Annotated in this window: 15 protein-coding genes and 2 pseudogenes; 8 read left to right on the top strand and 9 right to left on the bottom strand. The window is 71.1% G+C overall.

Going from position 1 to position 23414, the window contains the following annotated elements:
* Positions 1-336: 336 nt before the first annotated feature.
* A complete protein-coding gene (locus AB0L59_RS34550; protein ID WP_365590615.1) occupies positions 337-810 on the bottom strand; it encodes an STAS domain-containing protein in 474 nt (157 codons plus the stop codon).
* Positions 811-1078: 268 nt separating this feature from the next.
* Here AB0L59_RS34550 and AB0L59_RS34545 point away from each other — a divergent pair, with 268 nt between their 5' ends.
* Positions 1079-1444 carry a helix-turn-helix domain-containing protein gene (locus tag AB0L59_RS34545; RefSeq protein WP_365590614.1) on the top strand — a complete coding sequence of 122 codons (366 nt, stop codon included), beginning with the start codon at positions 1079-1081 and terminating at the stop codon, positions 1442-1444.
* A 305-nt stretch (positions 1445-1749) separates the two neighbouring features.
* On the opposite strand, the pseudogene AB0L59_RS34540 reads toward AB0L59_RS34545, so the two are convergent.
* Positions 1750-2438 (bottom strand): annotated as a pseudogene (locus tag AB0L59_RS34540) (B12-binding domain-containing protein); the annotation flags it as partial.
* Here AB0L59_RS34540 and AB0L59_RS34535 point away from each other — a divergent pair.
* From AB0L59_RS34535 to AB0L59_RS34525, 3 genes and pseudogenes are all read left to right on the top strand, one after another.
* Positions 2433-2660: pseudogene (locus AB0L59_RS34535) on the top strand (FAD-binding domain-containing protein); the annotation flags it as partial. The pseudogenes AB0L59_RS34540 and AB0L59_RS34535 sit on opposite strands and share 6 nt — an antisense overlap.
* Before the next feature lie 385 nt (positions 2661-3045).
* Entirely contained in the window at positions 3046-3612 is a 567-nt protein-coding gene (locus AB0L59_RS34530) for a DUF2243 domain-containing protein (protein ID WP_365590613.1), read from the top strand.
* A gap of 8 nt (positions 3613-3620) precedes the next feature.
* A complete protein-coding gene (locus AB0L59_RS34525; RefSeq protein WP_365590612.1) occupies positions 3621-4445 on the top strand; it encodes a cytochrome c oxidase assembly protein in 825 nt (274 codons plus the stop codon).
* 163 nt (positions 4446-4608) lie between these two features.
* On the opposite strand, the gene AB0L59_RS34520 is transcribed toward AB0L59_RS34525, so the two are convergent.
* From AB0L59_RS34520 to AB0L59_RS34505, 4 genes are all read right to left on the bottom strand, one after another.
* Positions 4609-5454, bottom strand: a complete 846-nt coding sequence (locus AB0L59_RS34520) for a DUF1206 domain-containing protein (RefSeq protein WP_365590611.1) — start codon at positions 5452-5454, stop codon at positions 4609-4611.
* Positions 5455-5583: 129 nt separating this feature from the next.
* Positions 5584-6696 carry an aminotransferase class V-fold PLP-dependent enzyme gene (locus tag AB0L59_RS34515; RefSeq protein WP_365590610.1) on the bottom strand — a complete coding sequence of 371 codons (1113 nt, stop codon included), beginning with the start codon at positions 6694-6696 and terminating at the stop codon, positions 5584-5586.
* A 199-nt stretch (positions 6697-6895) separates the two neighbouring features.
* Positions 6896-7066, bottom strand: a complete 171-nt coding sequence (locus AB0L59_RS34510) for a hypothetical protein (RefSeq protein ID WP_365590609.1) — start codon at positions 7064-7066, stop codon at positions 6896-6898.
* Between the two features lie 23 nt (positions 7067-7089).
* Positions 7090-7446, bottom strand: coding sequence for a PRC-barrel domain-containing protein (locus tag AB0L59_RS34505; RefSeq protein ID WP_365590608.1), 357 nt, complete (start codon positions 7444-7446; stop codon positions 7090-7092).
* Between the two features lie 268 nt (positions 7447-7714).
* On the opposite strand from AB0L59_RS34505, the gene AB0L59_RS34500 reads away from it, so the two are divergent.
* The 3 genes from AB0L59_RS34500 (at position 7715) to AB0L59_RS34490 (ending at position 12024) form a co-directional block, all read left to right on the top strand.
* The gene (locus AB0L59_RS34500) at positions 7715-9784 is read left to right on the top strand and encodes a SpoIIE family protein phosphatase (RefSeq protein ID WP_365590607.1); all 2070 of its coding nucleotides are present in this window, start codon (positions 7715-7717) and stop codon (positions 9782-9784) included.
* 371 nt (positions 9785-10155) lie between these two features.
* The gene (locus AB0L59_RS34495; RefSeq protein WP_365590606.1) at positions 10156-11571 is read left to right on the top strand and encodes a DEAD/DEAH box helicase; all 1416 of its coding nucleotides are present in this window, start codon (positions 10156-10158) and stop codon (positions 11569-11571) included.
* A gap of 210 nt (positions 11572-11781) precedes the next feature.
* On the top strand, positions 11782-12024 hold the full coding sequence (locus AB0L59_RS34490) for a DUF5302 domain-containing protein (RefSeq protein WP_365590605.1): 243 nt from the start codon (positions 11782-11784) through the stop codon (positions 12022-12024).
* A gap of 462 nt (positions 12025-12486) precedes the next feature.
* Here the strand turns inward: AB0L59_RS34490 and AB0L59_RS34485 are convergent, their stop codons facing one another.
* Positions 12487-14457: a potassium transporter Kup gene (locus tag AB0L59_RS34485; protein ID WP_365590604.1), complete on the bottom strand. Its 1971-nt coding sequence runs from the start codon at positions 14455-14457 to the stop codon at positions 12487-12489.
* A gap of 528 nt (positions 14458-14985) precedes the next feature.
* Positions 14986-17178, bottom strand: coding sequence for a catalase/peroxidase HPI (gene katG / locus AB0L59_RS34480; protein ID WP_365590603.1), 2193 nt, complete (start codon positions 17176-17178; stop codon positions 14986-14988).
* A gap of 1356 nt (positions 17179-18534) precedes the next feature.
* Here katG and putP point away from each other — a divergent pair.
* Positions 18535-22119 (top strand): sodium/proline symporter PutP, encoded by a 3585-nt coding sequence (putP, locus tag AB0L59_RS34475; RefSeq protein ID WP_365590602.1) that lies wholly within the window; start codon positions 18535-18537, stop codon positions 22117-22119.
* Positions 22120-23049: 930 nt separating this feature from the next.
* Here putP and AB0L59_RS34470 read toward each other — a convergent pair.
* Positions 23050-23316, bottom strand: a complete 267-nt coding sequence (locus AB0L59_RS34470; protein WP_365590601.1) for a hypothetical protein — start codon at positions 23314-23316, stop codon at positions 23050-23052.
* Between the last annotated feature and the right edge of the window lie 98 nt (positions 23317-23414).

The raw sequence follows: 23414 nt of genomic DNA, 5'->3' as shown, positions 1-23414 counted from the left end.
CGATGCGGCGGGGCTTCGCCGCCCGCTGCCGGTCGCGTGCCGCGAAACCGTTGTTCCAGGCAGTGCCGGGCCCCCGGACTCGCCTGTCCGGGCCTGCGGGAATGCCCGCCCCCGCGAGTGACGGCGTGTGCCGGAGCCTTCGCACGGTGGCCGGGAGACGGCGAGGCAGCCTGAGCCCGACTGCAGGCGCCGCCGGCGAGTGCCGCCGGACGACGCGGCTGCGCCCGGTGGGCTCGTGGGGGTCGACGGCGGGACGGTCCCGGCGGCGTCCGGCCGCGCAGGACGCACCTGTGCCCGGGGGGACGGGCGGCGGCACACGGAGCCTCGCCGGACGGCTCACCGCGGCCGGGCCGCGGCACCCAGGGGGTGCGGTTGACGACGTCGTGGGGCTCGCGCGTCCCCGTGGACGTCGTCCTCGTCGTCCTCATCGTGCCGGAGCCGGTGGCGGTCCGCTCGGCTCCGCGGGGACGTGGCGCCCGGTGACGTACCCGCCGTCGGCGAGGGAGCGGTGGCCGGCCCCGGGGGCTGCCGTCCGGCATGCCGGGGGCCCGGTGGCGCGAAGAACTCCTGGGCTCCGATGAGGGAGAGCAGCCGGTCGACCGCCGGGCTGCCGGCACCGATGAACACCGTCTTGCCCTGCCGTTCAGCACGCTGTCGCAGGTCCATCAGGATGCCCAGGCCGGCGCAGTCGCAGAAGTCGAGCCTGCTCAGGTCCAGCTCAAGGCCACAGGCCGACCTGGCAAGCGCTGCAAGCAGGTCGTCGCGGAGCCGATTGCCGGAGTCGAGGTCCAGCTCACCCGAGACTTCCACACGGATCCGGGCTCCGCTCGATGTGGACGAGACGGACGCCAAGCCGGTGGCCGACCGGCCCACCTCGTCCCCCTGACTTCCCGGACGGAGGAAGCCTGGCGTGACGAAGGGGCGGGACCGGCGGACGGGGTCATGCATGACTCACTCCCTCACCTGCGTGCCGAGGTCTGTTCCCACCTTCCCCGGCGACCCTGAAATACGTCAACCAATGCATGAAATCTAGTACGTGTTTTTGGGTGCGTGAACGCCGAGTCGGTAAACTCGCGGCATGGATGGAGTGCCCGAGTCCCACACCGGATGGACGTTCCTCACGAACCACGCCCGCGTACTCGCAGCCATCGCGGACAACCAGAACGCGCGCATTCGTGACATCGCCGCACACTGCCGGCTCACCGAACGCGCCGTGCAGAAGATCATCGTTGATCTGGAAGAGGACGGCTACCTCTCCCACACGCGAGAAGGGCGTGGCAACACGTACCTGATCGACCCCACCAAGATCCTGCGGCACCCTGCCGAAGCCGGTCTCGGTCTCACGGTCGCTTCGCTGCTGTCGCTGCTCGTCCAGGACGAGGCCCACCGCTTCGGCCCACCCGAACAGCCTCGACCGTCGGACGAGCGCGCTGGTCTGCGGTGAGTGCCCGGGGGACGCCTGGGCCGCCCGGGGACGCCGTCGTGAACGGGACCACCGTCCCGGCCCAAGCTGGCGCAGGCAACCGGCGGCGTGCATGCGGAGCGGCCACGAGCAGGCCCTGGTCCGTCACGGACCTGCAGGTCCGGCGCGAGCGCGGGCACCAGGACAGCTGCGCGGCCGCACCGGTCGCCGTCCGCGGCACCACGCGTCCGAGGGCCGGCCTCCGACCGGGAAGGCGGCCAGGTCCAGCGGGACCTGAGGCGGCGGCACGGGGGCGAGAGTCGTCAGGTGCGCTGCCGCGGCCGGTTTCAGTGCACCCGTGGGGCGTGCCCGACCGCGCCGTCCCGTGCGCACAGAGCGCGGAGCAGTCCGACGGCGTCACCGAGACCCGCGCAGCGGGGGAAACCGCGGACCGTCCGCCGGTCCCACCCCGGGCCGACCCGGCGGCACGGCCGGGCCCTCGCGTGCCCCGGCGGCTCCCCACCGCAGGCCCTCGAGGTGCCGGGGGAGGGGCGACGACGCCGTGGACCGGGTGGGACCAGAGCACCACGGCGGCAGGGCCGGTCCGCCGTACGCAGGCCAGAAGCGCTTCCACCGGCACCGCCGCCCCGAGCATCCGGGTGGTCACTCCCTGCCCGTCCAGGGCGGCGTGGAGGGCCTCGATCGGCAGGGAGTGCTGCTCACCGGGAGCACGGGCCAGGATGACCGGCGGAGCGCCGGCCGGGGGAGCGGCGCCGGGCAGCGGCAGCGGTGTGCTGCGCAGGGCCGTGGAGACGTGCCAGGACAGCAGGTGCTCCACCTCCACATAGCGGTCGGCGGAGGACTCCCACGTGCGGCCCACGGCCCGCAGGGTGGGCACCATCACTTCCTCCCAGGCCACGATCACTCCGTATGCCCTGATCACCGCCGACAGCCTGGACGACAGTTCCGTGGCGTCCAGCCGCACCGCGGCACGGGCGAGGCCCCTGCACTCCAGCCGCACGTCACCCAGCGGGACAACCGGGTCCTCCACCCGGTCACGCAGGGCAAGAAGTACGACCCGGAGGGCGCCTACGTGCGCCGCTGGGTGCCCGAACTCTCCGAACTGCGGGGCCCGTTGGTGCACGAGCCGTGGAGACTTCCCGCCCCGGACCGCACCGGCCTCGCGTACCCGGACCCGATCATCGACCTTTCCGACGGCCTCGACCGCTTCCGCCGCGCCCGCGGAAGGCAGCCGTGAGCGGCAGGCGGCCATGACGACCGCCGGCCAGGGGCCGCTGCCGCTTCCACGGGCCGAGCCCCCCTCCCGGACGGCCGCGATGCGCCCGGGGTCTCCGAGCCGAGCGGCCGCGCCGGGTGCCGGAAACACGCCGAAGTCGTCACCGCCGACGGCGGCTGGTCCTGCCTGCCCGACTGCCGTGCCCGGGTCACCGGCACCTTCGCCACGGGTCCTGCCCGGCCGGACGGCGTACCGGTCTGCGGGCTTGACCAGCACCGTTCCGCGGCTCCGGTCGTGCGTTGGGCGACATGGCTGAAGCTGTGCGCGCCATTGATTGACGCGAGCCGGAATGGAAACGGTCTCCGCGAGCGCCGACACACACTGTCGACAGGACGGAGACCAGGTGATGGCCACCACGGCGGGAACAGCCCCCGCGCTCGCGGCGGCGCCGAACAGTCTGCGGCTGCCCGGGATCGTGCTGGGGGTCGGGCTCGGTGGATTCCTCGACGGCATCCTGCTGCACCAGCTCCTGCAATGGCACCACATGCTCACCAGCACCAACCACGACCGCATCGGAGTGAAGTACTACGACCCCCACACGGTCTCGGGGCTGGAGATGAACACCCTGTGGGACGGCATCTTCCACGCGGTCTGCTGGATCGCCGTCCTGGTGGGCCTGGCCATCCTGTACTCCCGTGTCACGCACAACCGGCGATCGGTCTGGGGGTCGCGGGTGCTGTGGGGCTGGATCGTGGCCGGCTGGGGCCTGTTCAACCTGGTCGAGGGCATCCTGGACCACCAGATCCTGGGGATCCACCACGTCCGCGGCGGCCCGTACCAAGCCTGGTGGGACGCCGGGTTCCTGATCCTGGGCGGCCTGTTGCTGATCGGCGGACACCTGCTGCAGCGCAGCGGCCGGCCCCTCGCCCCCGAGGGCGCCCTCGGCACCGAACCGGCCGGGGACGAGGCCTGATGGGCCCCATGCACCAGCACGCCGACGGCGCGGCCGGCCTGCCGGAGGCGGTGCTGACCGCGCTGGCCCTGCTCGCCGCGGCCGGTGGCTACCTGCTCGCCGCGCACCGCGCCCGGCGCCGCAACCCCGCCCAGGGCTGGCACACCTGGCGGTCGGTGTCGTTCCTCGCCGGGCTGACCCTCCTCGCCGTCGCGCTGTTGCCGCCACTGGCCTCCGCCGCCCACTCCGACTTCCGGGCCCACATGGCCCAGCACATGCTCATCGGCATGTACGCGCCACTGGCTCTCGTCCTGGCCGCGCCGGTCACCCTCCTGCTGCGCACGCTGCCGCCGAAGCAGGCGCGCCGCACGACCTCGGCCCTGCACAGCCCACCGGCGCGGCTGGCAGCACATCCCGCGGTGGCACTCCTGCTCAGCACCGGAACCCTCGGAGCGCTGTACTTCACGCCGCTGTACGACACCGCCATGGCGCACCCCGCGGGACACTGGCTCATGCACGCGCACTTCCTGGCGTCGGGCTGCCTGTTCGCCTACGTCATCGCGGGCCCCGATCCCGCGCCCACCCGGCCCGGCGTGCGGACCCGGCTGGTGTACCTGGGCATCGCGATCGCCGCTCACGCCCTCATCGCACAGGCCCTGTACGGCGGATTCCTGATCGACGTCCACGCACCCGTCGACCAGGTGCAGCAGGGAGCGGAGATCATGTACTACGGCGGGGACGTCGCGGAGCTCCTGCTGGCCGGTGCCCTGGTGGCCACCTGGCGGCCCGAGCGCCGCACCCGGGCCGCCAGGTGGCGCGGCCGACCGGGCGTGGCCCGGCCGACGCCGCGGTGAACACCCCACGGCGCCGGGCCACCGCGACCGGCAGGCCTGCGGGACGTGCCCCGGGCACTGGGCCGGACGCGGTCGTCCCGGTGGCCGGGGAAGCGCTGCGCGGCGCCGGGAGACAGCCGAACCGACGCCCCGCACTTCTCCCCTGGCGTCCCGGCTTCGGGGATCACAGTCGGTGCCATCGGGCGCTGCACCACGAGAAGACACCGAACGCGGCCAGGCCGAGCGCGACGAGGCCCAGGAGCCAGGGGCCGGCCGGCAGATCACGGAAGGAACGCAGCGTGTCGTCCATACCCTTCGCCTCGCCAGGCCGGTGCCGGGCGGCCGCCACGACGGCGAACACGCCCGCCACGGCGAAGACGACACCACGCGCCGCGCCGCCGACCACGCCGAAGAAGTCCGTGATCCGCCTGGCCCTGGGTGACATCGCGCCGGTCCGCAGTTCCTCCTCGAACTCCTTCCTCACGGCCCGGACCGACATCCACAGACCCGCGACGACCACAGCCGCGCCGGCGATGCCCACGAGCCACTGTCCACCCGGCCACCGCAGGGCCATGGCGGTGACATCCTGCGTGCCCCGGTCGGAGGACCCACTGCCGCTGCCCCGGGTTCCGGCCGCGTAGGACAGCACCGAGAAGGACAAGAAGGCGGAGAAAACGCACCGGCCCGCTGCCGCGGCACGCCGCGACGGCTTGTCCCCCTCCGGGCCCGCCCCGCCGAACACCGCCTCCGACAGCCGCCACAGCCCCATCCCTGCCAACCCGGCGCCGACGATCCAGAGCATCACCGCCCCGAACGGCCGACCGGCCAGTTCCTCGAGGGCACCGCCCCGGTCGGCCTGCTGCCGGCCGCTGTCGTCGCCCAGGGCGATCCGCAGGGCGACGACGCCCACGAGGACGTAGATCAGTCCACGGGCGGCGAAGCCGGCCCGGGCCGCCACGGCCATCGCCGTACCGTCCGCGGCACGGCGAACCTGGCCGCGCTCCCTCAGCGCCGATGACTGTGCATCCATACTTCGCCGATGCCCCGGGGACCTGGTTCGACACCTCGGCGACCGGCCGGCCTCCAGGGCCGGACCGCCGACAGGCCGCTCGCGCACCGAGTCTTCCGCGAGGCCACGCGCTACCAGGGTCCGGCCGGTTCAGTCCCGCAGCGACGACAGCGCGGCGGCGACCAGTTCGGACGCCTCCGGCGGGGTCGAGGCGTGCGGCGAGAGCCTGAGCGAGTCGGCCCGCGCCGTCGCGGTGACACCCTCGGAGTTCAGCGACTTCGCGACGAGGGCCGGGTCCTGGTCCGGCATCCGGAAAGCGAGGATGCCCGCGCTCCGCGTCGGATCGGTGGGAGACAGGACATGGCCGCCGCACTCCCTGACGACCTCGGCGAGTTCGGCGATCCGGGTGGCGATCGAGGCCTCGATGGACGCGACCGTGTAGCGCCGTACGAGGTCCAGCGCGGCCGCGAACGCGGCAGCCGTCACGGGGCTGAGGTTCGTGAGCGACCAGCGTCCCGCCCCCGGGGCGGGCGGATGCTCCGTTCCGTCGAAGAGGCCGGGGTCCTCGACGCCCGTCCAGCCGGTGAGGACCGGCTCCAGGGATTCCAGCGCCCGGTCGGACAGCGTCGCGAAGCCGGTGGCCCACCCCGCGCGCAGCCATTTCTGCCCACCGGCCACCAGCACGTCGGCCGTGTCCCAGGGCATCTCGGCGATACCGAACGCCTGGATGGCGTCCACGATCAGCAGCCGGTCCGGCCCGATCGCCTCGCGCAGCGCCGCCAGGTCGGTGCGGAAGCCGGTACGGAAGTCCACGGCGCTGACGGACACCGCGACGACATCGTCGGTCAGCGCCGCACGGACCAGATCCGGGGTGACCCCTCCGCCCTGCGCGGGGTCGAGCCAGCGCGGAGTGGCGCGGCCGAGCCGTGCGGTCCGGCGCCACGGATAGTGGTTGGCCGGGAAATCGGTGCGCGGCGCGAGGACCACGCCTTCCGGGATGCCGAGCGCGGCGTGGAAAAGGCCGGTCGACGCGTTGGGGAGCAGCACGGTGTGCGTGGCGTCGGTGCCGGCGAGACGGGCCGCCGCGTCCCGTGCCGCCCCCTCCGCGCGCATCAGGCCGTCCACCGTGGTGTGGTCGGACCGGGCGGACTCCTCCATGGCTCGCGCGGTCGCCACCAGGGCCTCTCGCGACGGCGGACCGAACCGTGCGAAGTCGAGATAGCCCGGGGGCGCGTCGAAGTGGGCTGCGTACGACGAGAGCACGGAGGTCGTCCTTTCGGCGGAAGGCGCGGCCGGGCGGAAGGCGCGTGACCGCCCGATGCGTCGGACCAGGCGCGAGACACGGCGGGGTCGGGCTGTCGGCTACCCCCGCAGCACGCCTCTGCCCGCCCGCACGGTACCCGTTCCGCCCCACGCCTACCGCGGCGGGGCCCGCCGGGCGTTCCGCGGCCGCACCGCCTCGTCAGCGGGCGATCCGCTTCCTGCCCCCTCGGCCCAAGCGAATCCCGGCGTAAGCGAGATCGACGACGAGGACGACGGCGCCGATGACCAGCAGGAAGAAGAGGCCATGGACGGCGAACCCGATGATTCCCAGGATCACGGCCACAAGGACCAGCAGCAGGAACAGAATCATGGCGTCTCCCGGCGGCTAGGGCGTCAACGCCGGGCGAGGCGCCGTTCGTTGCCCGCACCCGGTGCGTACTGCAGGTCGTAGTGGGCGAAGACATCGGCTTCGTCCTGGAAGGGAAGCTCGCCGTCCGTGTCGATGGACGGGGCCTTCTTCACCAGGTCCTTGCTGTGGGCGACCTTCAGGTAACCGGGCCCCACCGTCGCCCCGGGCAGGGGTACGAACGCCAGGCGCCGACGAGTCGGCAGCCCTACGGTCACGGTGGCGAAGAAGGGCTGGTCGGTAGCGGTGTCTACGTAGATCGACTCCAGTACGCCGATCTTGTGACCCCCGGTGTCCAGCACATCGTGCCCCCGCCACGCACGAATATCGTCTGCCTCGAACATCCTGAGCCTCCTACAGCGGGAGTACCCCCGATGGCGCTCCTGATGTCACATCCAGGCGCGCGCCCAGACCCGCGCGCGGCTGAGCACCGCCCTCGGCTGGGCGTGGAAGCAGCCCCCAGGCGCCCGGCACCGCCGCCGACATCGCAGGCCGGTGTGTCGGCAGCCGGTCCAGGGTGTGTGCTCCGGGGTCTGGGTCGACGATGGATGAAGGCAGAACGCCCGCCGGTACGGCAAGAGCCGAGGCACCGAGCGGCAAGGATAATGAGGCATGGGCACGACGCACTCCTCCCGAGCAGGCCACGGCCGGTCGGTCGCAGGCCCCGCCGCGCCGCCCAGTGGCCTGCTCGATCTGCTCAGCGTCGCCGCGGTCGTGCTCAACGCGAAGGGCGAGGTGGTCTTCTGGAGCCCGAAGGCCGAGGACCTGTTCGGCTACACCGCCGCGGAGGCGCTGGGCCAGGACGCGGCCCGGCTGACGGTCCACGAGGAGCACCGGGACGCGGTCGCCAAGCTGTTCGCCGAGGTCATGGAAACCGGCACCGACTGGTCAGGAACGTTCCCGATCCGGCACAAGGACGGCAGCACCCGCCTGGTGGACTTCCGCAACATGCGGCTGCTGGACGACCTCGGTGACGCCTACGCCCTGGGCCTCGCCGCCGACCAGGCCGCTGTGGAGCGGATCGAACGAGACGCCGCCCTGGCCATGCGTCTGGTGTCCCAGTCCCCGATCGGGCTGGCCATTCTGGACCCGGACCTGCGGTACCTGGCGGTGAACCCCGCTCTCGAGCGCATCACCGGTCAGTCCGCCGCCGAGCGTCTGGGCCGGCCGGTCAGCGAGATCCTGACGTTCCTGGACACGGACCCCGAGGCACGTCTGCGCCGTGTCCTGGAGACGGGCGAATCGGTCGTGGACCGGCACATCGTGTGTCGTCCCCCCGCCGACCCGGACCACGAGCACGCCTGGTCCGTCTCGTACTACCGGCTGGAGGACTCCGGTGGGCGGGTGCTGGGCCTGGCCTATTCCGTCATCGACGTCACCGAGCGTCATCGAGCCGCTGCCGAGGTGGCGCAGGCCCGGCAACGGCTGGCACTGATCGCCCAGGCCTCCGCCTGCGTGGGTTCCACCCTCGACCTGGAGGCGACGGCCCGCGAGCTCGCCGACGTCGTCGTACCGGTCCTGGCCGATGTGGCCGCCGTGGACGTCCTCGACAGCGCCCTCGACGGCAGGACGGCGCCCCACGAAGGACCGGCCCTCTTCCGCGCCCTCGCCGTCAGCGCGGCCCACCCCACCGAGGCGGTCCGCGCGGCCGACCCGCCCGGGGGACTCGCCCACTACGACAGCGACCGCCTGATCACCCAGTGCGTGCGCACCCGCCGGTCGGTACTCGTCCCCCACACCACCCGTCAGGATCTGGAGCGCATCGCCCGCCACGGTGAGGCCGCCTCCCTCCTCGCGTCGGCCGGCGTTCACTCCTACCTGGCTGTACCGCTCGTGGCCCGGGGCGAGGTCCTGGGCGCCCTCGACCTCATCCGCACCCGGAATCCCGCGCCATTCGACGACGACGACGCGTTCCTCGCCGGGGAACTGGCCGCCCGAGCCGCGGTCTGCATCGACAACGCCCGCGGATACCAGGTCCAGCGCCAGGCGGCCCTCACCCTCCAACGCAGTCTGCTTCCGGAGCCCCCCTCGCACCTGCCCGGCCTGGAGGTCGCCTGCCGCTACCAACCCGCCGGTGCCACGAGCGAGATCGGCGGCGACTGGTACGACGCCATACCTCTCCAGGGCGACAGGACCGCCCTGGTCGTCGGGGACGTCATGGGCAGCGGCATCAGTGCCGCCGCCACCATGGGGCAACTCCGCAGTGCCGCCCGCGCCTTCGCCGAGCTCGCGCTCGCCCCCGCCGACGCACTTCACCATCTGGATCACCTGACCGAAGGTGTCGAGCAGACCATCACCACCTGCATCTACTGCGTCTACGACCCTCACCAGGGCACCTGCGAGATCTGCATCGCCGGCCACCTCCCTCCGGCCCTGACGCGACTCGGCCACGCGGCACAGCTTCTCGACCTGCCCACCGGCGCGCCGCTGGGCGTCGGCGGGGTGCCCTTCGAGGCGGCCACGATCACCTTCCGCCCCGGCGACGAACTGGTCCTGTACACCGACGGCCTGGTCGAGACCCGAAGCGAAGCCATCGACGCCCGCCTGGACACCCTCCTCGACGCCCTCACCGAGACACGCGGCCGCGACCTGGAAGCCACATGCGACCGCATCCTGGAGATCCTGCGTTCGCCCGGTGGTGAGGACGACGTGGCCCTGCTCATCGCCCGAGCCCGGTCCTGAGCACGCCACCATGGCGCCCAGGGGACAGGTTCCGGCAGCAGTGGCCGAATCGCGCTCCACTGTCGCGGTCTCATGTGAGCACAACGGCCGCGGGTGCAGCGTCCTGAGCGGGGGAACGGCCCGGATCGTGGGGCGTGCCCGGTGACGCATCGGCGTATCTCGGTGAGCCGGGGGGCCCGGACCAGGTGTGCCGGAAGGGCTGCGGTGCTGCGTCGGGTCACCGGCGCGGGGGGGGGGCGATCGGCCTTGTGTTAGCCTCATGCGTTTGCGTGGTCGTCGCGGTGGGCGATTCTGCCTGTTCGTTCGCTTGTGCGTGGGCTGTTCCATCTGCCGGGCCTTCCTCGGTACGTCCCCTCTGCGGAAGGCTGTTCATGAAGCATCCCGATGACTCCGGCACCGCTCACGGCGGTCCCGACCGGCCCGAGGCCACGACCCCGGCGCTGCCCGGGGCCGTCTCCTTCGCCGGTCTGAAACTGCCGGTGGAGGTGCTGCGGACCCTGGCCGGACACGGAGTGCGCGAACCCTTTCCGATCCAGGCCGCCACGCTGCCCGATGCCCTGGAGGGGCGCGACGTCCTGGGGCGCGGGCGCACCGGATCGGGCAAGACGCTCGCCTTCGGCCTGCCGCTGCTGACGCGTACGGCCGGGCGGCGCGCCGAACCGAAGCAGCCCCTCGCTCTGATCCTTGTGCCCACCCGGGAGCTGGCCCAGCAGGTCACCCAGGCGCTGGCGCCGTACGCCGAGGTACTGCGGCTGCGGATGGCCACGGTCGTCGGCGGCATGTCGATCGGCCGCCAGGTCGCCGCGCTGCGCCAGGGAGCCGAGGTGGTCGTCGCCACCCCCGGACGCCTGCACGACCTGATCGAGCGCAACGCCTGCCGCTTGGGACGGGTGAGAATCACCGTGCTGGACGAGGCCGACCAGATGTGCGACTTGGGATTCCTGCCGCAGGTTGCCGACGTGCTCGACCAGGTGCATCCCGACGGTCAGCGGATGCTCTTCTCGGCCACTCTCGATCGCGACGTCGATGAGCTGGTCCGCCGCTACCTCCACAGCCCCGTCGTCGACTCGGTCGATCCGGCCGCGGACACGGTCACGACGATGGAGCACCACGTTCTGGTCGTCCACGGCCCTGACCGCTACGCCGTCGCCACGGAGATCGCCGCCCGCGACGGCCGCGCACTGCTGTTCCTCGACACCAAGCACGGCGTCGACCAGCTCACCCGGCACCTGCGGGCCAGCGGGGTGCACGCCGGGGCCCTGCACAGCGGCAAGTCCCAGCCACAGCGCACACGGACCCTGGCACAGTTCAAGAACGGCCAGATCACCGTTCTGGTGGCGACCAACGTCGCGGCCCGTGGCCTGCACGTCGACGACCTCGATCTCGTGGTCAACGTCGACCCGCCCACCGACCCCAAGGACTATGTGCACCGGGCGGGCCGCACCGCCCGCGCTGGTGAGTCCGGCAGCGTGGTGACGCTCGTGTCGGCGGGCCGGCGCCGCGAGACGAGCCGAATGATGGCCGGGGCCGGTATCGAGCCCACCGTCACCAAGGTGCGCTCGGGCGAGGCGGAGCTGAGCCGGATCACCGGCGCCAGGGCTCCCTCCGGGACCCCGCTCGACGGAGGGCCCGCTGTTCCCCGGCCCAAGAACACCAATGCTCCCTTCCGCGGCCTCGGCACCAGCAAGGACACCTCCCGCGGCGCCGGCGGCAAGTCCCGAAAAGCCGGCGAGGCCCGCAAGCTCGCCGAGGCCCGCAGGGCCGCCCTCGTGCGTCGCAACGGCTGAGAGGCGCTGCCCCGGCGGTGAGTCTCCCGGCCGCGGGATCGACAACCCGCGGCCCGGCCCGACGCCGTCCTGTTCGCCCGTCTGCGAAGCGAACGCCCTCGGCCGCGAGAGGGATACCCGCCGAAACGGAGCAGGATGATGTCGCCGGCGCACCGTACTGCGCCCGGCATGACAAGCTGTGCTTGCCCACCCCGAACCCAGGAGGTCACCATGACCGCAGAGCCCGTGCCTACGGAAGGTTCGGAGCCGCCTGCCTCCGAGACGTCCCCTCTGGCGCCGGACAGCGACGGCAACTACGACCTCAAGCGCAAGTTCCGCGAAGCCCTGGCGCGCAAGCGCGGTGCGCAGGCGGACGCCGCCGATGTCGCCGCCAACCCGAATGCGTCGAAGGTGCGTGCCGCGCACGGCCCGGCTGCGAGCCAGCGGTCGTTCAGGCGTAAGAGCGGCGGCTGAGTCGATCAGCCCCGCGAGCCGGCCGGTTCACCGGCACTCGCGCCAACCACTCGCGCGCCCCGTGCAGTGGCCCGCAACGTGCGCATGCCCGTGCGTCGCGTTGCGGGCGGGGCGTGGCCGGCCCTCTCGCCCGTGGGAAGGGCCCGGCTGCGGTCGGCGCGGGTCGGTGGCGCCGCCGCGCTGGAGTTCCGGCCAGGACGTAGCGCGGACGGCCCGGTGCGGCGTCGGCGCGTCCGGCCACCCCGGCCGGAGTTACCACCGGAGTTACCGCCGGAGCCGGCCGAATCACTGATCATTCCGGGACGAGGGCACTGCCTCGTCCGAGGGCGCGCGGCCGCCGTGCTCGCCGTAGCGAGAATCGACGGCGGTTGTCCGGGCCTGACAGCAGGCTTCCGGCGCGGCAAGGACACGTGCTGCCCCGTTCTGCTGCCGCTGATCGACGCCGACCGGCCCGACCGGCGCCTATACCTCGATGTGCGAGCCCATGATGACCGTGCGGTTGCGGGGGAGGCCGAAGTACTCGGCGGCGTCCGCGGTGATGTACGAGGTGGCGATGAACAGTCGCTTGCGCCAGGGCGCCATCGTCGGTGCCTTGCCCCGCCGGAGAGCGATCTTCGACAGGAAGTAGGACGCCTGGTCGAGCTGCAACGGCCCTTCGGCCTGGGCCGGTGAGAGCATGGCCAGGGTGCTGGGCACGTCCGGTGTCTCCATGTAGCCGAAGCGGGCGGTGACGTGAATGATCCCGTCGTCGGCGTAGCCGAGAGCGTCGACGACGAGTCGCTGGTCGGCCGGGACGCGCGGCACCGGCTCGGTCTCGAGGGAAAGGATCACGACCTGGTCGTGACGCACGTGGTTGTGTTCGACGTTGGCCCGCATGGCCAGTGGCGTGGTCTGCTTGCCGCGGTTGAGGAAGACGGCTGTGCCGGGGATCCGCAGCGTCGGCACCTCGCCACTGCGGAGGCGGTCGATGAACTCGGGCAACGGACCCTCCTGGCGTACTCGTTCGGCGGTGACGAGTTCGCGGCCGCGCTGCCAGGTGGTCATGACGGTGAACACGGTGACGCCGATCAGCAGCGGCAGCCACGCGCCGTGGACGAGTTTCGTCAGGTTGGCTGCCACGAAGAGCAGGTCCACGAAGAGCAGCACGGTCGCGCCGACGGCGATCAGCCACTTGGGCGTGCCCCACTTGGCACGGGCGACGTAGAAGAACAGCAGGGTGGTGATGGTGATGGTGCCGGTGACCGCCATGCCGAACGCGAAGGCCAGCGCCGTCGAGCTGCGGAAGGCGAAGACGAGGGTGAGGACCGAGACCATGAGCAGCCAGTTGATCCAGGGGACGTAGATCTGGCCGATCGTGGATTCGGAGGTGTGCGCGATCCGCAGCCTCGGCAGATAGCCGAGCTGGGCGGCCTGGGAGGTGACCGAGTACGCGCCGGTGATCACGGCCTGCGAGGCGATCACCGTGGCCGCCGTGGCCAGCAGGACCATCGGCCACCTGCCCCAGTGGGGCACGAGCAGGAAGAAGGGGCTGCTGATGTTGTGCGGGTCGGCGAGGATCAGCGCGCCCTGGCCGAAGTAGCTCAGAACGCACGCCGGGAAGACGAGGAGCATCCAGCCGCGCGTGATGGCCCGGCGCCCGAAGTGCCCCATGTCCGCATACAGCGCTTCCGCGCCGGTGACCGCGAGCACGACCGCGGCCAGGGCGAAGAAGGCGGTACCGAAATGGCCGAACAGGAAACCCAGGGCATAACTGGGCGACAGCGCTCCGAGGATCGCCGGGTGATCGACGATTCCGGCCACGCCGCAGGCGCCGATGGCCACGAACCAGGCGACCATGACCGGACCGAAGATTCGGCCCACCGCCGCGGTTCCTCTGCGCTGCACGATGAACAGCAAGATGATGATCACCCCGGTGATCGGTACGACCGCGCTCCCCAGCGACGGCTGGACGACCTTGAGCCCTTCAACCGCGGACAGCACCGAGATCGCCGGAGTGATCATGCTGTCGCCGAAGAACAGCGAAGCGCCGAAGACGCCCAGCGCCGCCAGTACGGCCGTGGCCCGCCGGCTCCGCTGTGAGCCCCACCGCCGTACGAGGGTGATCAGCGCCATGATGCCGCCTTCGCCGTCGTTGTCGGCGCGCATCGCCAGCAGCACGTAGGTGACCGTCACAATGATCATCACCGCCCAGAACACGAGCGACACCACGCCGTACACGTTCTGGGTGCTGACCGGGACGGGGTGCGGGTCGCTCGGGTTGAACACGGTCTGGAGGGTGTAGATCGGACTGGTCCCGATGTCGCCGAAGACGACGCCGAGAGCACCGATGACCAGCGCGAGACGCACCGCGTCGTGCGAGCTCGGCCCATGGACCTCCGGCGCTCCCGATCCCAATCCACCGCCCGACGTGGCTCCGTGCCGGGGATCGGCCATGGCATCCTCCTCCGCTCGGGCCAGTGCGCTGCAGGCCAGGTGTGTCCTACCAGGTGCCTCATGCCGGACGATACCGATCACTTGCACAGCCGTTCGCAGCGCACGCCGCATCTGATCCCCACGGGATGCGGCGAGGGCTGCATCTGGTTCTCAGAGTGGGCTGGGCGGTGAGCACCTGACGGGCCGGCCGCCAAGGGATGAGGTTGCGCCGGGTCGACCCGGTCACGGCACCCCTGCGCGCTCCGTTGCAGGGGCGCGCTGGGTGAGCAGGGTGAGGAGGCCGGCTTCGGCGGCCGTCGCCCGGTCCGTCACGCGGGCGCACTCGGGCACCCCGCACATCGCTCGTCTCCCCGACGGCGGCCTGGACGCCGGCATCGGGTTCGCGCTCGCGGCCACTCCCGGTCCCTGGACCCAGGGGCGGACAACGATGTGGAGCCGGCCCGCCCACGCAGGCTCCTGGCAGCGCCGCAGAGTGCCACACGTCGCCGCGTCCCAGGCGGCCGACGAGGGCCACCCGGGACGTCGGGCTCAGGCGAGGTCGAACCGGTCGAGATTCATCACCTTGTTCCACGCCGCCACGAAGTCACGCACGAACTTCTCTCCCGCATCCTGGGACGCGTAGACCTCCGAGACGGCTCGGAGCTGGGAGTGCGCACCGAAGATCAGGTCGACGGCGGTGGCGGTCCACTTGGGCTCGCCGGTGGCGCGATCCCGGCCTTCGAACACGTTCTCCTCCGTAGCCGACGCCTTCCACTCCGTGCCCATGTCGAGCAGGTTGACGAAGAAGTCGTTGGTCAAGGCTCCCGGCCGGTGGGTGAAGACTCCGTGGGGGGTTCCCCTGAAGCCGGTGTTCAGGGCCCGCATGCCGCCGATCAGCACCGTCATCTCGGGGGCGGTCAGCGTCAGCAGGTTGGCGCGGTCCAGCATGAGGGTCTCCGGCGACAGCTTCTCGCCCGCCGGAAGGTAGTTGCGGAAGGCATCCGCCTTGGGCTCCAGCACGGAGAACGACGCCGCGTCGGTCTGCTCCTGCGAGGCGTCCGTACGTCCCGGGGCGAACGGAACCGTGACGTCGTACCCGGCGTTCCTCGCGGCCTGCTCGACGGCCGCGCACCCGCCGAGGACGATCAGGTCGGCGAGGGAGACCCGCGTTCCGCCGGTCTGCGAGAGGTTGAAGTCCTGCTGGATCCGCTCGAGCGTGCGCAGTACCTCGGTCACCTCCGGGAGGTCGTTGAGCTCCCAGTCCTTCTGCGGCGCGAGCCGGATTCGTGCTCCGTTCGCCCCGCCGCGCTTGTCGGTGCCGCGGAAGCTCGCCGCCGACGCCCAGGCGGTGGTGACCAACTGGGAGATGGAAAGGCCCGAGGCCAGGATCCTGCCCTTGAGGGCGGCGATGTCCTCGTCCCCGACCAGTTCGTGATCGACGGCGGGAACGGGGTCCTGCCACAGCTGCGGCTCGGGAACCCAGGGGCCGAGGTAACGCGAGCGCGGTCCCATGTCGCGGTGCAGCAGTTTGTACCACGCCTTGGCGAACGCCACCGCGAGCTCGTCCGGGTGCTCGTGGAACCTCTTGGTGATCGGGCCGTAGACCGGATCCATCTTCAGCGCGAGGTCCGTCGTCAGCATCATGGGGGCGTGCCGCTTCGACGGATCATGGGCGTCGGGCACGGTGTTCCTGGCCGCGGGATCCTTGGGAGTCCACTGGTGGGCGCCGGCGGGGCTGCTCGTCAGTTCCCACTCGTACCCGTAGAGATTGTCCAGGTAGCCGTTGTCCCACTGGGTCGGCTCGGTGGTCCATGCGCCCTCCAGACCGCTGGTGAGCGCGTAGGGGCCCGTGCCGCTGCCGTATGTGTTCCGCCAGCCGAGGCCCTGCTGCTCGATGGAGGCGGCCTCGGGTTCCGGGCCGATATAACTGGGGTCGACCGCGCCATGGCACTTGCCGAAGGTGTGGCCCCCGATGATGAGTGCGGCCGTCTCCTCGTCGTTCATCGCCATGCGCCGGAACGTCTCCCGGACGTCCCGGGCGGCAGCCATCGGGTCCGGGTTTCCGTTGGGCCCCTCCGGATTGACGTAGATCAGTCCCATCTGTACGGCGGCGAAAGGACCGGTGAGTTCCCTGTCGCCGCTGTAGCGCTCATCTCCGAGCCATGTGTCCTCGGGCCCCCAGAAGATCTCCTCGGGTTCCCAGATGTCCTCTCGTCCGAAACCGAACCCGAATGTCTTGAACCCCATGGATTCCATGGCACAGTTCCCGGCGAAGACCAGAAGATCGGCCCAGGAGATTTTCCGGCCGTACTTCTGTTTGACCGGCCACAGCAGACGGCGCGCCTTGTCCAGGCTCGCGTTGTCCGGCCAGCTGTTGAGAGGGGCGAAGCGCTGTGCGCCGCTGCCGCCACCGCCGCGGCCGTCCTCGATGCGGTACGTTCCCGCGGCGTGCCAGCTCATTCGGATGAAGAGCGGCCCGTAGTGACCGTAGTCGGCGGGCCACCATTCCTGGGATGTCGTCATCACCTCGAAGACGTCACGCTTCAGCGCGTCGACGTCGAGGGTCGCGAACTCCGCCGCGTAGTCGAAGTCCTCGTCCATCGGGTTGGACCGGGGCGAGTGCTGGTGGAGGACCTGAAGGTCCAGCTGATCCGGCCACCAGTCCCGGTTCGTCCTGGGTCGCCGAGTCGGCGTGGGCGTCGGTGAAGGGATTGCAGGATTCTCGCTTTCACTGCCGGACATTGCCCGTCCTTCTTCCTGTCTCGGTGTTCCTTCTGCTGGCTGCCGCTCTTGACGTCGTCGGCTTTGCAGGTGTCGAGCACGACGGCCCACACAATCGGCGCGCCGTGGCGCCCACCGGCTGGAAAAATGTGCTGGGCCGCGTCCGTATGGTCGCGCACCGCAGACCACACCTCTATGAAACACGCAGAGCACCCCGCATGACAGACGTGGGAGAAGAGGCGGCCTTTCTGCTCCCGTGCCGATTTCCCGGCGCAAGCCGAATCGAATACGACAGCCCCCGGACTCGCCGGAGGGGGCCTGACCAGTGGGCGAGCGATCAGGAATGACGAATGGCGTGAGTGAGCAGTCGTCCATCTTGATCGTCATCTGTCGGACGCCCACCGGACCTGGATCCGTGCGTCCTCGGGACTCATCCGACGCCGCCGACATCGGCGTCCGCCGGGCCCGGCGGACGCTCACGGAGAGCACAGGACACGCACTCCTCTTACGCGGCCATGCGGCCGCGTATGCCCGCGCAGCTGAAGGCGGCCGTCGTCGAGGGCAGCGGCAACGCCTTCCTGAACGGTGTGCACGCCGCCGTCCTGTGCCCAAGCCGATGTAGGCATGGCCGGTGCTGGCAGCGCGGCGACGCATCCCCTACGCCGTCCAGGCCCTCGCCCGTATGCGCAATCTCGCCCTGACCGGGTGATCGCCCGGGCCAGCGGCCTGCTTCCGGCTGCCTGATCACGGCCTCCTGCGACACCCGCCCTTTGGACATCCGCCGAGCGTGGTGGAGCGGTTCCTGGACGACCTGGAGGCGAATGGTGTGACCGGGGGCAGCCGGACGCACGGATGCCCTGCCCCCAAGTCGATGGCCTGCCTTGTCAACGGCGTACTCACCGGATGGGAGTACAGGGCGAGGCAGGGAGAGGGCGGCGGCGTGCCGGCTGGCCGGCGCTCGGGAATCCGGTCGTTCCTCAGCCCGTGGACGGTTGTCCGCGACCTACCGTGGGGCCCGGTCGCACGACCACCCTGTCGCCCGGCCCTCCCTCCTCGTGCTCAGCCCAGTCCGACCATGGCCGCCCTCCGCGGCGAACACGACCGGCTGGCGGGACCCGTCTCCTCGTGCGCCGGCAGCGTTGGGGTGTTACCGCAGTTCAGACCTGCACCCGTGGCAGGGGCCTGCTGCGCCGCCCGGCGCCATGCCCGGAAGGCTCGATGCGTGGCTCGACGGCTCGGAGTGCCCGTGTCGGCACCGGCGCGGGCGGCACCGGCCGCCGACGGTGGCCGGTATCGGTACATTTGTGACAGTAGGGATCACGACTGTCGGTCGTGCGGTTGTAGGCCCGTGCTCATGAACCTCGCAGGCGAGGCAGTATGTCCGACTTGAGTGCGCCGATCGTGGCCACGTTCCTCGTGTACGTGGCCGTCATGATCGGAACAGGTGTCTGGGCCTACCGCCGTACGCACACCTTCGCCGACTTCGCCCTGGGCGGCCGCAGGCTCCCCGCGTTCGTCGCCGCCCTGTCCGCAGGGGCCAGCGACATGTCCGGCTGGCTGTTCCTCGCCTTCCCCGGAGCGGTGTACGCGGCCGGTATCGGGGCCGGCTGGATCGCAGTCGGCCTGGTGCTCGGTACGTACCTCAACTGGTTGTTCGTCGCGCCGAGGCTGCGCACCTACACCGAGCGCGCCGGGAACGCGGTGAGCCTGTCGGCCTACCTGGAGGAGCGGTTCGAGGACCGCACCCGGATGCTCCGGATGGTCTCCGCGGCGGTGACCCTTGTGTTCTTCACCGTTTACGTCGCCAGTGGGCTGGTGGCCGGCGGGCTGCTGTTCGGGCACATCTTCGGTGCCGGGTTCAGGCTAGGGGTGGCCCTGACCGCCCTGGTGATCGTCGTCTACTCCTGCCTGGGCGGCTTCCTGGCCGTGAGCCTGACGCACGTCATGCAGGCCACGCTGATGTTCCTCGCCCTGCTCGTGCTCCCCGTCGTGGGTATCGCGACGCTCGGCGGTTTCGGTGCGCTTCGTGACGCCCTCAACAGCAGGACGCCCAGCCTGTTGGACATGGGTGCCAAGGTCGACTTCGTGAACGGGCGGTGGTCGGGAGGCGGCGGATCGCTCGGCGCCGTCGCGATCATCTCGTTGCTCTCCTGGGGCCTCGGCTATTTCGGGCAGCCGCACATCCTGGCCCGCTTCATGGGCATCCGCAGTACCGGGGCCGTGCCCGCGGCCCGCCGTATCCAGACCGGGTGGGTGGTCGTGGTACTGGCCGGTGCCACGTTCGTGGGCCTGCTGGGCATCGCGCAGTTCGGCACACCGCTCCATGACCCGCAGACGGTATACATCGCCCTGAGCCGGACACTGTTCAGCCCGTGGGGCGCCGGCATGCTGCTGATCGCCGTACTCGCCGCGATCATCTCGACCGCCGACAGCCAGCTCCTCGTGTCGTCGGTCGCACTGACGGAGGACTTCTACCACGCCTTCCTCAAGCGTCGCGCCTCGGACGAGGCACTGGTGTGGGTGGGTCGCGCCGCCGTCGTCGCCGTGACCCTCGTGGCCTCCGTGATAGCGCTGAGGGGCGGCGGGCTGCTGGCGATCGTGGGGTACGCCTGGGCGGGCTTCGGGGCCGCTTTCGGCCCGGTGGTCCTGCTTTCGCTGTACTGGCCGCGCATGACCTGGGCGGGGGCCATGGCCGGGATCGTGTCCGGCGCGGTCACGGTGCTCCTGTGGCGGGTGGTCAAGCCGCTGCACGGCCCATTCTGGTCGGGCATCTACGAGATGATTCCGGGCGTCCTGGTCGCCACGCTCGCGGCACTGGTCTTCGGCAGGTTCGTCGGACGGCCTCCGAAACGGGCCTTCTGGCGGATGCCGGGCGGCGGGGTGAGCCAACTGATGCTCAGCCCATTTCTCAGCCACGCACCGGTCGGCATCGCCGTCCTCGACACGGATCTGCGGTATGTCTGGGTGAACGAGCCGCTGGACCGCCAGATCCCCCTCAAACGACGGCTGGGGCGGCGGATGGCGGAGATCCTGCCGCAGGCCGAGGCCGACGCCTTCGAGGAGAAGATGCACGAAGTTCTCCGGACCGGCGCGCCGGTGATGGACTACGAGTACCGCGGTGCCGGCTACGCGGTGCACGACCGGAGCCGCGCGATCTCCGCCTCCTTCTTCGCGATGAAGGACCGCCACGACCGGAACGTCGGCATCTGGTACATGATCATCGACGTCACCGAGCGATGGCGGGCCCAGGAACGCCTGGCCCTGCTCAACGACGCCGCCGCGCGCATCGGCAGCACCCTGGACGTCACCCGGACCGCGCAGGAACTGGCCGACGACGCGGTGCCGGCCGTCGCCGACTTCGTCGCCGTCGACCTGCTGGACTCGGTCATGAGAGGCGAGGAGCCGACACCCGGGCCGGTCGGCATGGCGCCCGTCATCCGCCGTGCGGCCCAGCAGTCGGTCCGCGAGGGCTGCCCCGAGGCGTCACTGGCCGTGGGGGAGACAGTCCGACGTGCGCCCGCGACGCCCGTGACCCGCTGTCTGCTCGAGAGCAAGACCCTGGTCGAACGGGTCCTTGACCGCACCAACAGTCCGTGGGTGACCGTGGACGAGACGCTGGGCGCCTCGTTCCTGGACTACGACCTCCGCTCGGTCATGGTGGTCCCCGTGCGGGCGCGTGGGGTCACCCTGGGGGTGGCGACGTTCGCCCGGTCCCGGCGGCTGGGCCCCTTCGAGGACGACGACGTCCGCCTCGCGGAGGAACTCGTCTCCCGTGCGGCGGTGTGCATCGACAACGCACGCCGTTTCACCCGCGAGCGCACCGCGGCCCGCTCCATGCAGCGCTACCTGTTGCCGCAGGACCTGACGGGAGGGTCCGCTCTCGCCGTGGCCTCGTGGTACCTCCCGGCGGATGCCCCCAGCGGTGTGGGCGGCGACTGGTTCGACGTGATTCCGCTCTCCGGAGCACGTGTCGCCCTGGTCGTCGGTGACGTTGCAGGCCACGGCATCAACGCGGCGGCGACGATGGGGCGCCTGCGCGTCGCGGTACGCACGCTCGCCAACCTCGACCTCTCTCCGGACGAACTGCTGGCCCATCTGGACGACCTGGTCATCGGCCTCATGGGGGCGCACGCCACTGATGCGCCGTCGGCGGACACGGGTGAGGCGACGGGCACCGCGTTCCTGGGCGCCACCTGCCTGTACGCCGTCTACGACCCGGTCAGCAGGCTGTGCACCATGGCCCGGGCCGGTCACCTCCCCCCGATGATCGTCACCCCCGACGGCGCCGCCGACATCCTGGACCTGCCCGCCGGACCACCGCTCGGCCTCGGCTACCTCCCGTTCGAGTCCATCGAGACCGAGCTGGCAGACGGCAGCCTCATCGCCCTCTACACCGACGGCCTCATCGAGTCCGTCGACCGGGACATCGACGTCGGGCTCTCCCGGCTGGGCGCTGCCCTTGCGGCGCCCCTGCCGACCCTGGCCGAGACCGGCCAACGAGTGATCGACAACCTACTGACGGGCCCGCCTGCCGACGACGCGGCCCTGCTCCTGGCCCGGACCCGCGTCCTGTCCCCGGGCCACGTCGCCTCCTGGGACCTGCCCACCGACCCGGCTGCCGTCGCCGACGCCCGCAACCTTGCGGCTCAGAAGCTGACCGAGTGGGGCATCCCCGATCTGACGTTCACCACGGAACTCATCGTCAGCGAACTGGTGACCAACGCCATCCGCCATGCGACCGGACCGGTCTGCCTGCGTCTGATCCGGGACCGCGGCCTGATCTGCGAAGTCTCCGACGCCAGCAGCACCGCGCCCCGCCTGCGTCACGCGCGGACCACCGACGAGGGTGGACGGGGCCTGCTGATCGTTGCCCAGATGGCCCGCCGGTGGGGCACTCGGTACACGAGAACCGGCAAGATCATCTGGACCGAGCAGGTCATTGCGGCTGACGCGATCGGCTAGGGCCTCTCGTTCGGATCTTGGACGGCTCTGAGGCGAAGGTCGCTGAGTCCGGAGTCGTTCGCTGAGCTGAGAGAAGCGGTCAGCCATCTCGGAGTCAGGACCGAGGCGCCGCCAAACTTGCGCTTCATCGTCGTCACTGTCGCCCGCACGGTGGGCATACCCGCGATTGAGCGTGTCGTGGATGCCTGGGCCGCGGGCGTCGATGAGGTGGAGTGGTGGTTCGGCAACGGAGACCATGCAGACGCTTCCGCCGGAGCAGCTCAGGGGTCGGACCCAGATGATGATGCCCGCGGTGTGTAGTCCGGCCAGGTAAATGGTGGCGGTCTTCTCGTGGCGGGTGGCGATGCCGCGCCATGGCCGTCAGCAAGAACAGGCAGCGCGTCGCCCGCCGGGCCGAACGCCGGTTCGTCCCCGGATCCTCGCGGCAGGTGCGCGCCCGCCGGGCTGCCTTGCGGCTCGGGGGCTTCCAGGCGCGCGGCGTCTCGCCGGTGGCGCGCTTGTCGGTGGGCGACAGCCCTCCTCGGGACAATTCGGCGTGGTCCCGGCCTGGGTGAGCGCGAAGCCCGGCGTGGGCACTGTGTGCAGCAGTGCAAGACCCCGCAGGTCATGAACAGTTCGTGCAGGGGGGAGCCCGGCGATCCGGAGGGAATCGACATGCAGCCAAGTCCGCCGCTCGGCGCTACCTCCGCCGCCGCTCGCCTGAGCAGAGTGAGCGCGCCGCCACCGATTGAGCCGGTAGCCGCCTGGCTCGTACGGCGGTGCCGGCTGTGCCGTTCGCACAGCCTGCGGTCAGGACGGTGGCCGCCGTGAAAAGAGACGCTGCCGGGCGGTCGTACGGCACTGGTCTGCCGGGTTCCTGAGTAGGTCCCGTGGATCACGCAGGACCTTTACCAGCGAAGTCAGTGCAGGAACTCGGTCTCCCTGGGCTGCTCAGCTCCGCCGGACGGTGATCAGCCGCGCCGCCACAGCCAGCACCAGCCCGGCCGCGATGAGGTAGAGGCCAAGACGTTCTTCGGGCACCGCTTGTGACCACACTCGCCAGGCCGACGGGGTGTAGCGGTCGGCCGCCAGATAGTCGCTGTAAACCCTGGGGGGCGCGCTGGTCCGGTCGCGGATCCACAGCAGGGCGCCTATCGCCGCGAAGGTCGCGGATGCCGCGTACAAGGCCGTTGCGGAGCGCGGGGCCGGTCTGGACACGGAGTCTCCTGTCGTCGGGGTTTCTGTCCCTGACGGTACTCAAGCCGTGCGTGCACGCCGGGTAGGGCTGGAGGTCTGATGCGCTCTCAGCGGCACGC

The organism is Streptomyces sp. NPDC052109 (genome assembly GCF_040680195.1).
Taxonomy (GTDB): Bacteria; Actinomycetota; Actinomycetes; order Streptomycetales; family Streptomycetaceae; genus Streptomyces.
Note: the sequence above shows the minus strand (reverse complement) of the source record. Positions and strands in the feature narration are given on the sequence as shown.

Coding starts and splice junctions, on each gene's coding strand:
- AB0L59_RS34545 (WP_365590614.1), top strand. CDS start 1,079: ATGGATGGAGTGCCCGAGTCCCACACCGGATGGACGTTCCTCACGAAC.
- AB0L59_RS34530 (WP_365590613.1), top strand. CDS start 3,046: ATGGCCACCACGGCGGGAACAGCCCCCGCGCTCGCGGCGGCGCCGAAC.
- AB0L59_RS34525 (WP_365590612.1), top strand. CDS start 3,621: ATGCACCAGCACGCCGACGGCGCGGCCGGCCTGCCGGAGGCGGTGCTG.
- AB0L59_RS34520 (WP_365590611.1), bottom strand. CDS start 5,454: ATGGATGCACAGTCATCGGCGCTGAGGGAGCGCGGCCAGGTTCGCCGT.
- AB0L59_RS34510 (WP_365590609.1), bottom strand. CDS start 7,066: ATGATTCTGTTCCTGCTGCTGGTCCTTGTGGCCGTGATCCTGGGAATC.
- AB0L59_RS34505 (WP_365590608.1), bottom strand. CDS start 7,446: ATGTTCGAGGCAGACGATATTCGTGCGTGGCGGGGGCACGATGTGCTG.
- AB0L59_RS34500 (WP_365590607.1), top strand. CDS start 7,715: ATGGGCACGACGCACTCCTCCCGAGCAGGCCACGGCCGGTCGGTCGCA.
- AB0L59_RS34495 (WP_365590606.1), top strand. CDS start 10,156: ATGAAGCATCCCGATGACTCCGGCACCGCTCACGGCGGTCCCGACCGG.
- AB0L59_RS34490 (WP_365590605.1), top strand. CDS start 11,782: ATGACCGCAGAGCCCGTGCCTACGGAAGGTTCGGAGCCGCCTGCCTCC.
- AB0L59_RS34485 (WP_365590604.1), bottom strand. CDS start 14,457: ATGGCCGATCCCCGGCACGGAGCCACGTCGGGCGGTGGATTGGGATCG.
- katG (WP_365590603.1), bottom strand. CDS start 17,178: ATGTCCGGCAGTGAAAGCGAGAATCCTGCAATCCCTTCACCGACGCCC.
- putP (WP_365590602.1), top strand. CDS start 18,535: ATGTCCGACTTGAGTGCGCCGATCGTGGCCACGTTCCTCGTGTACGTG.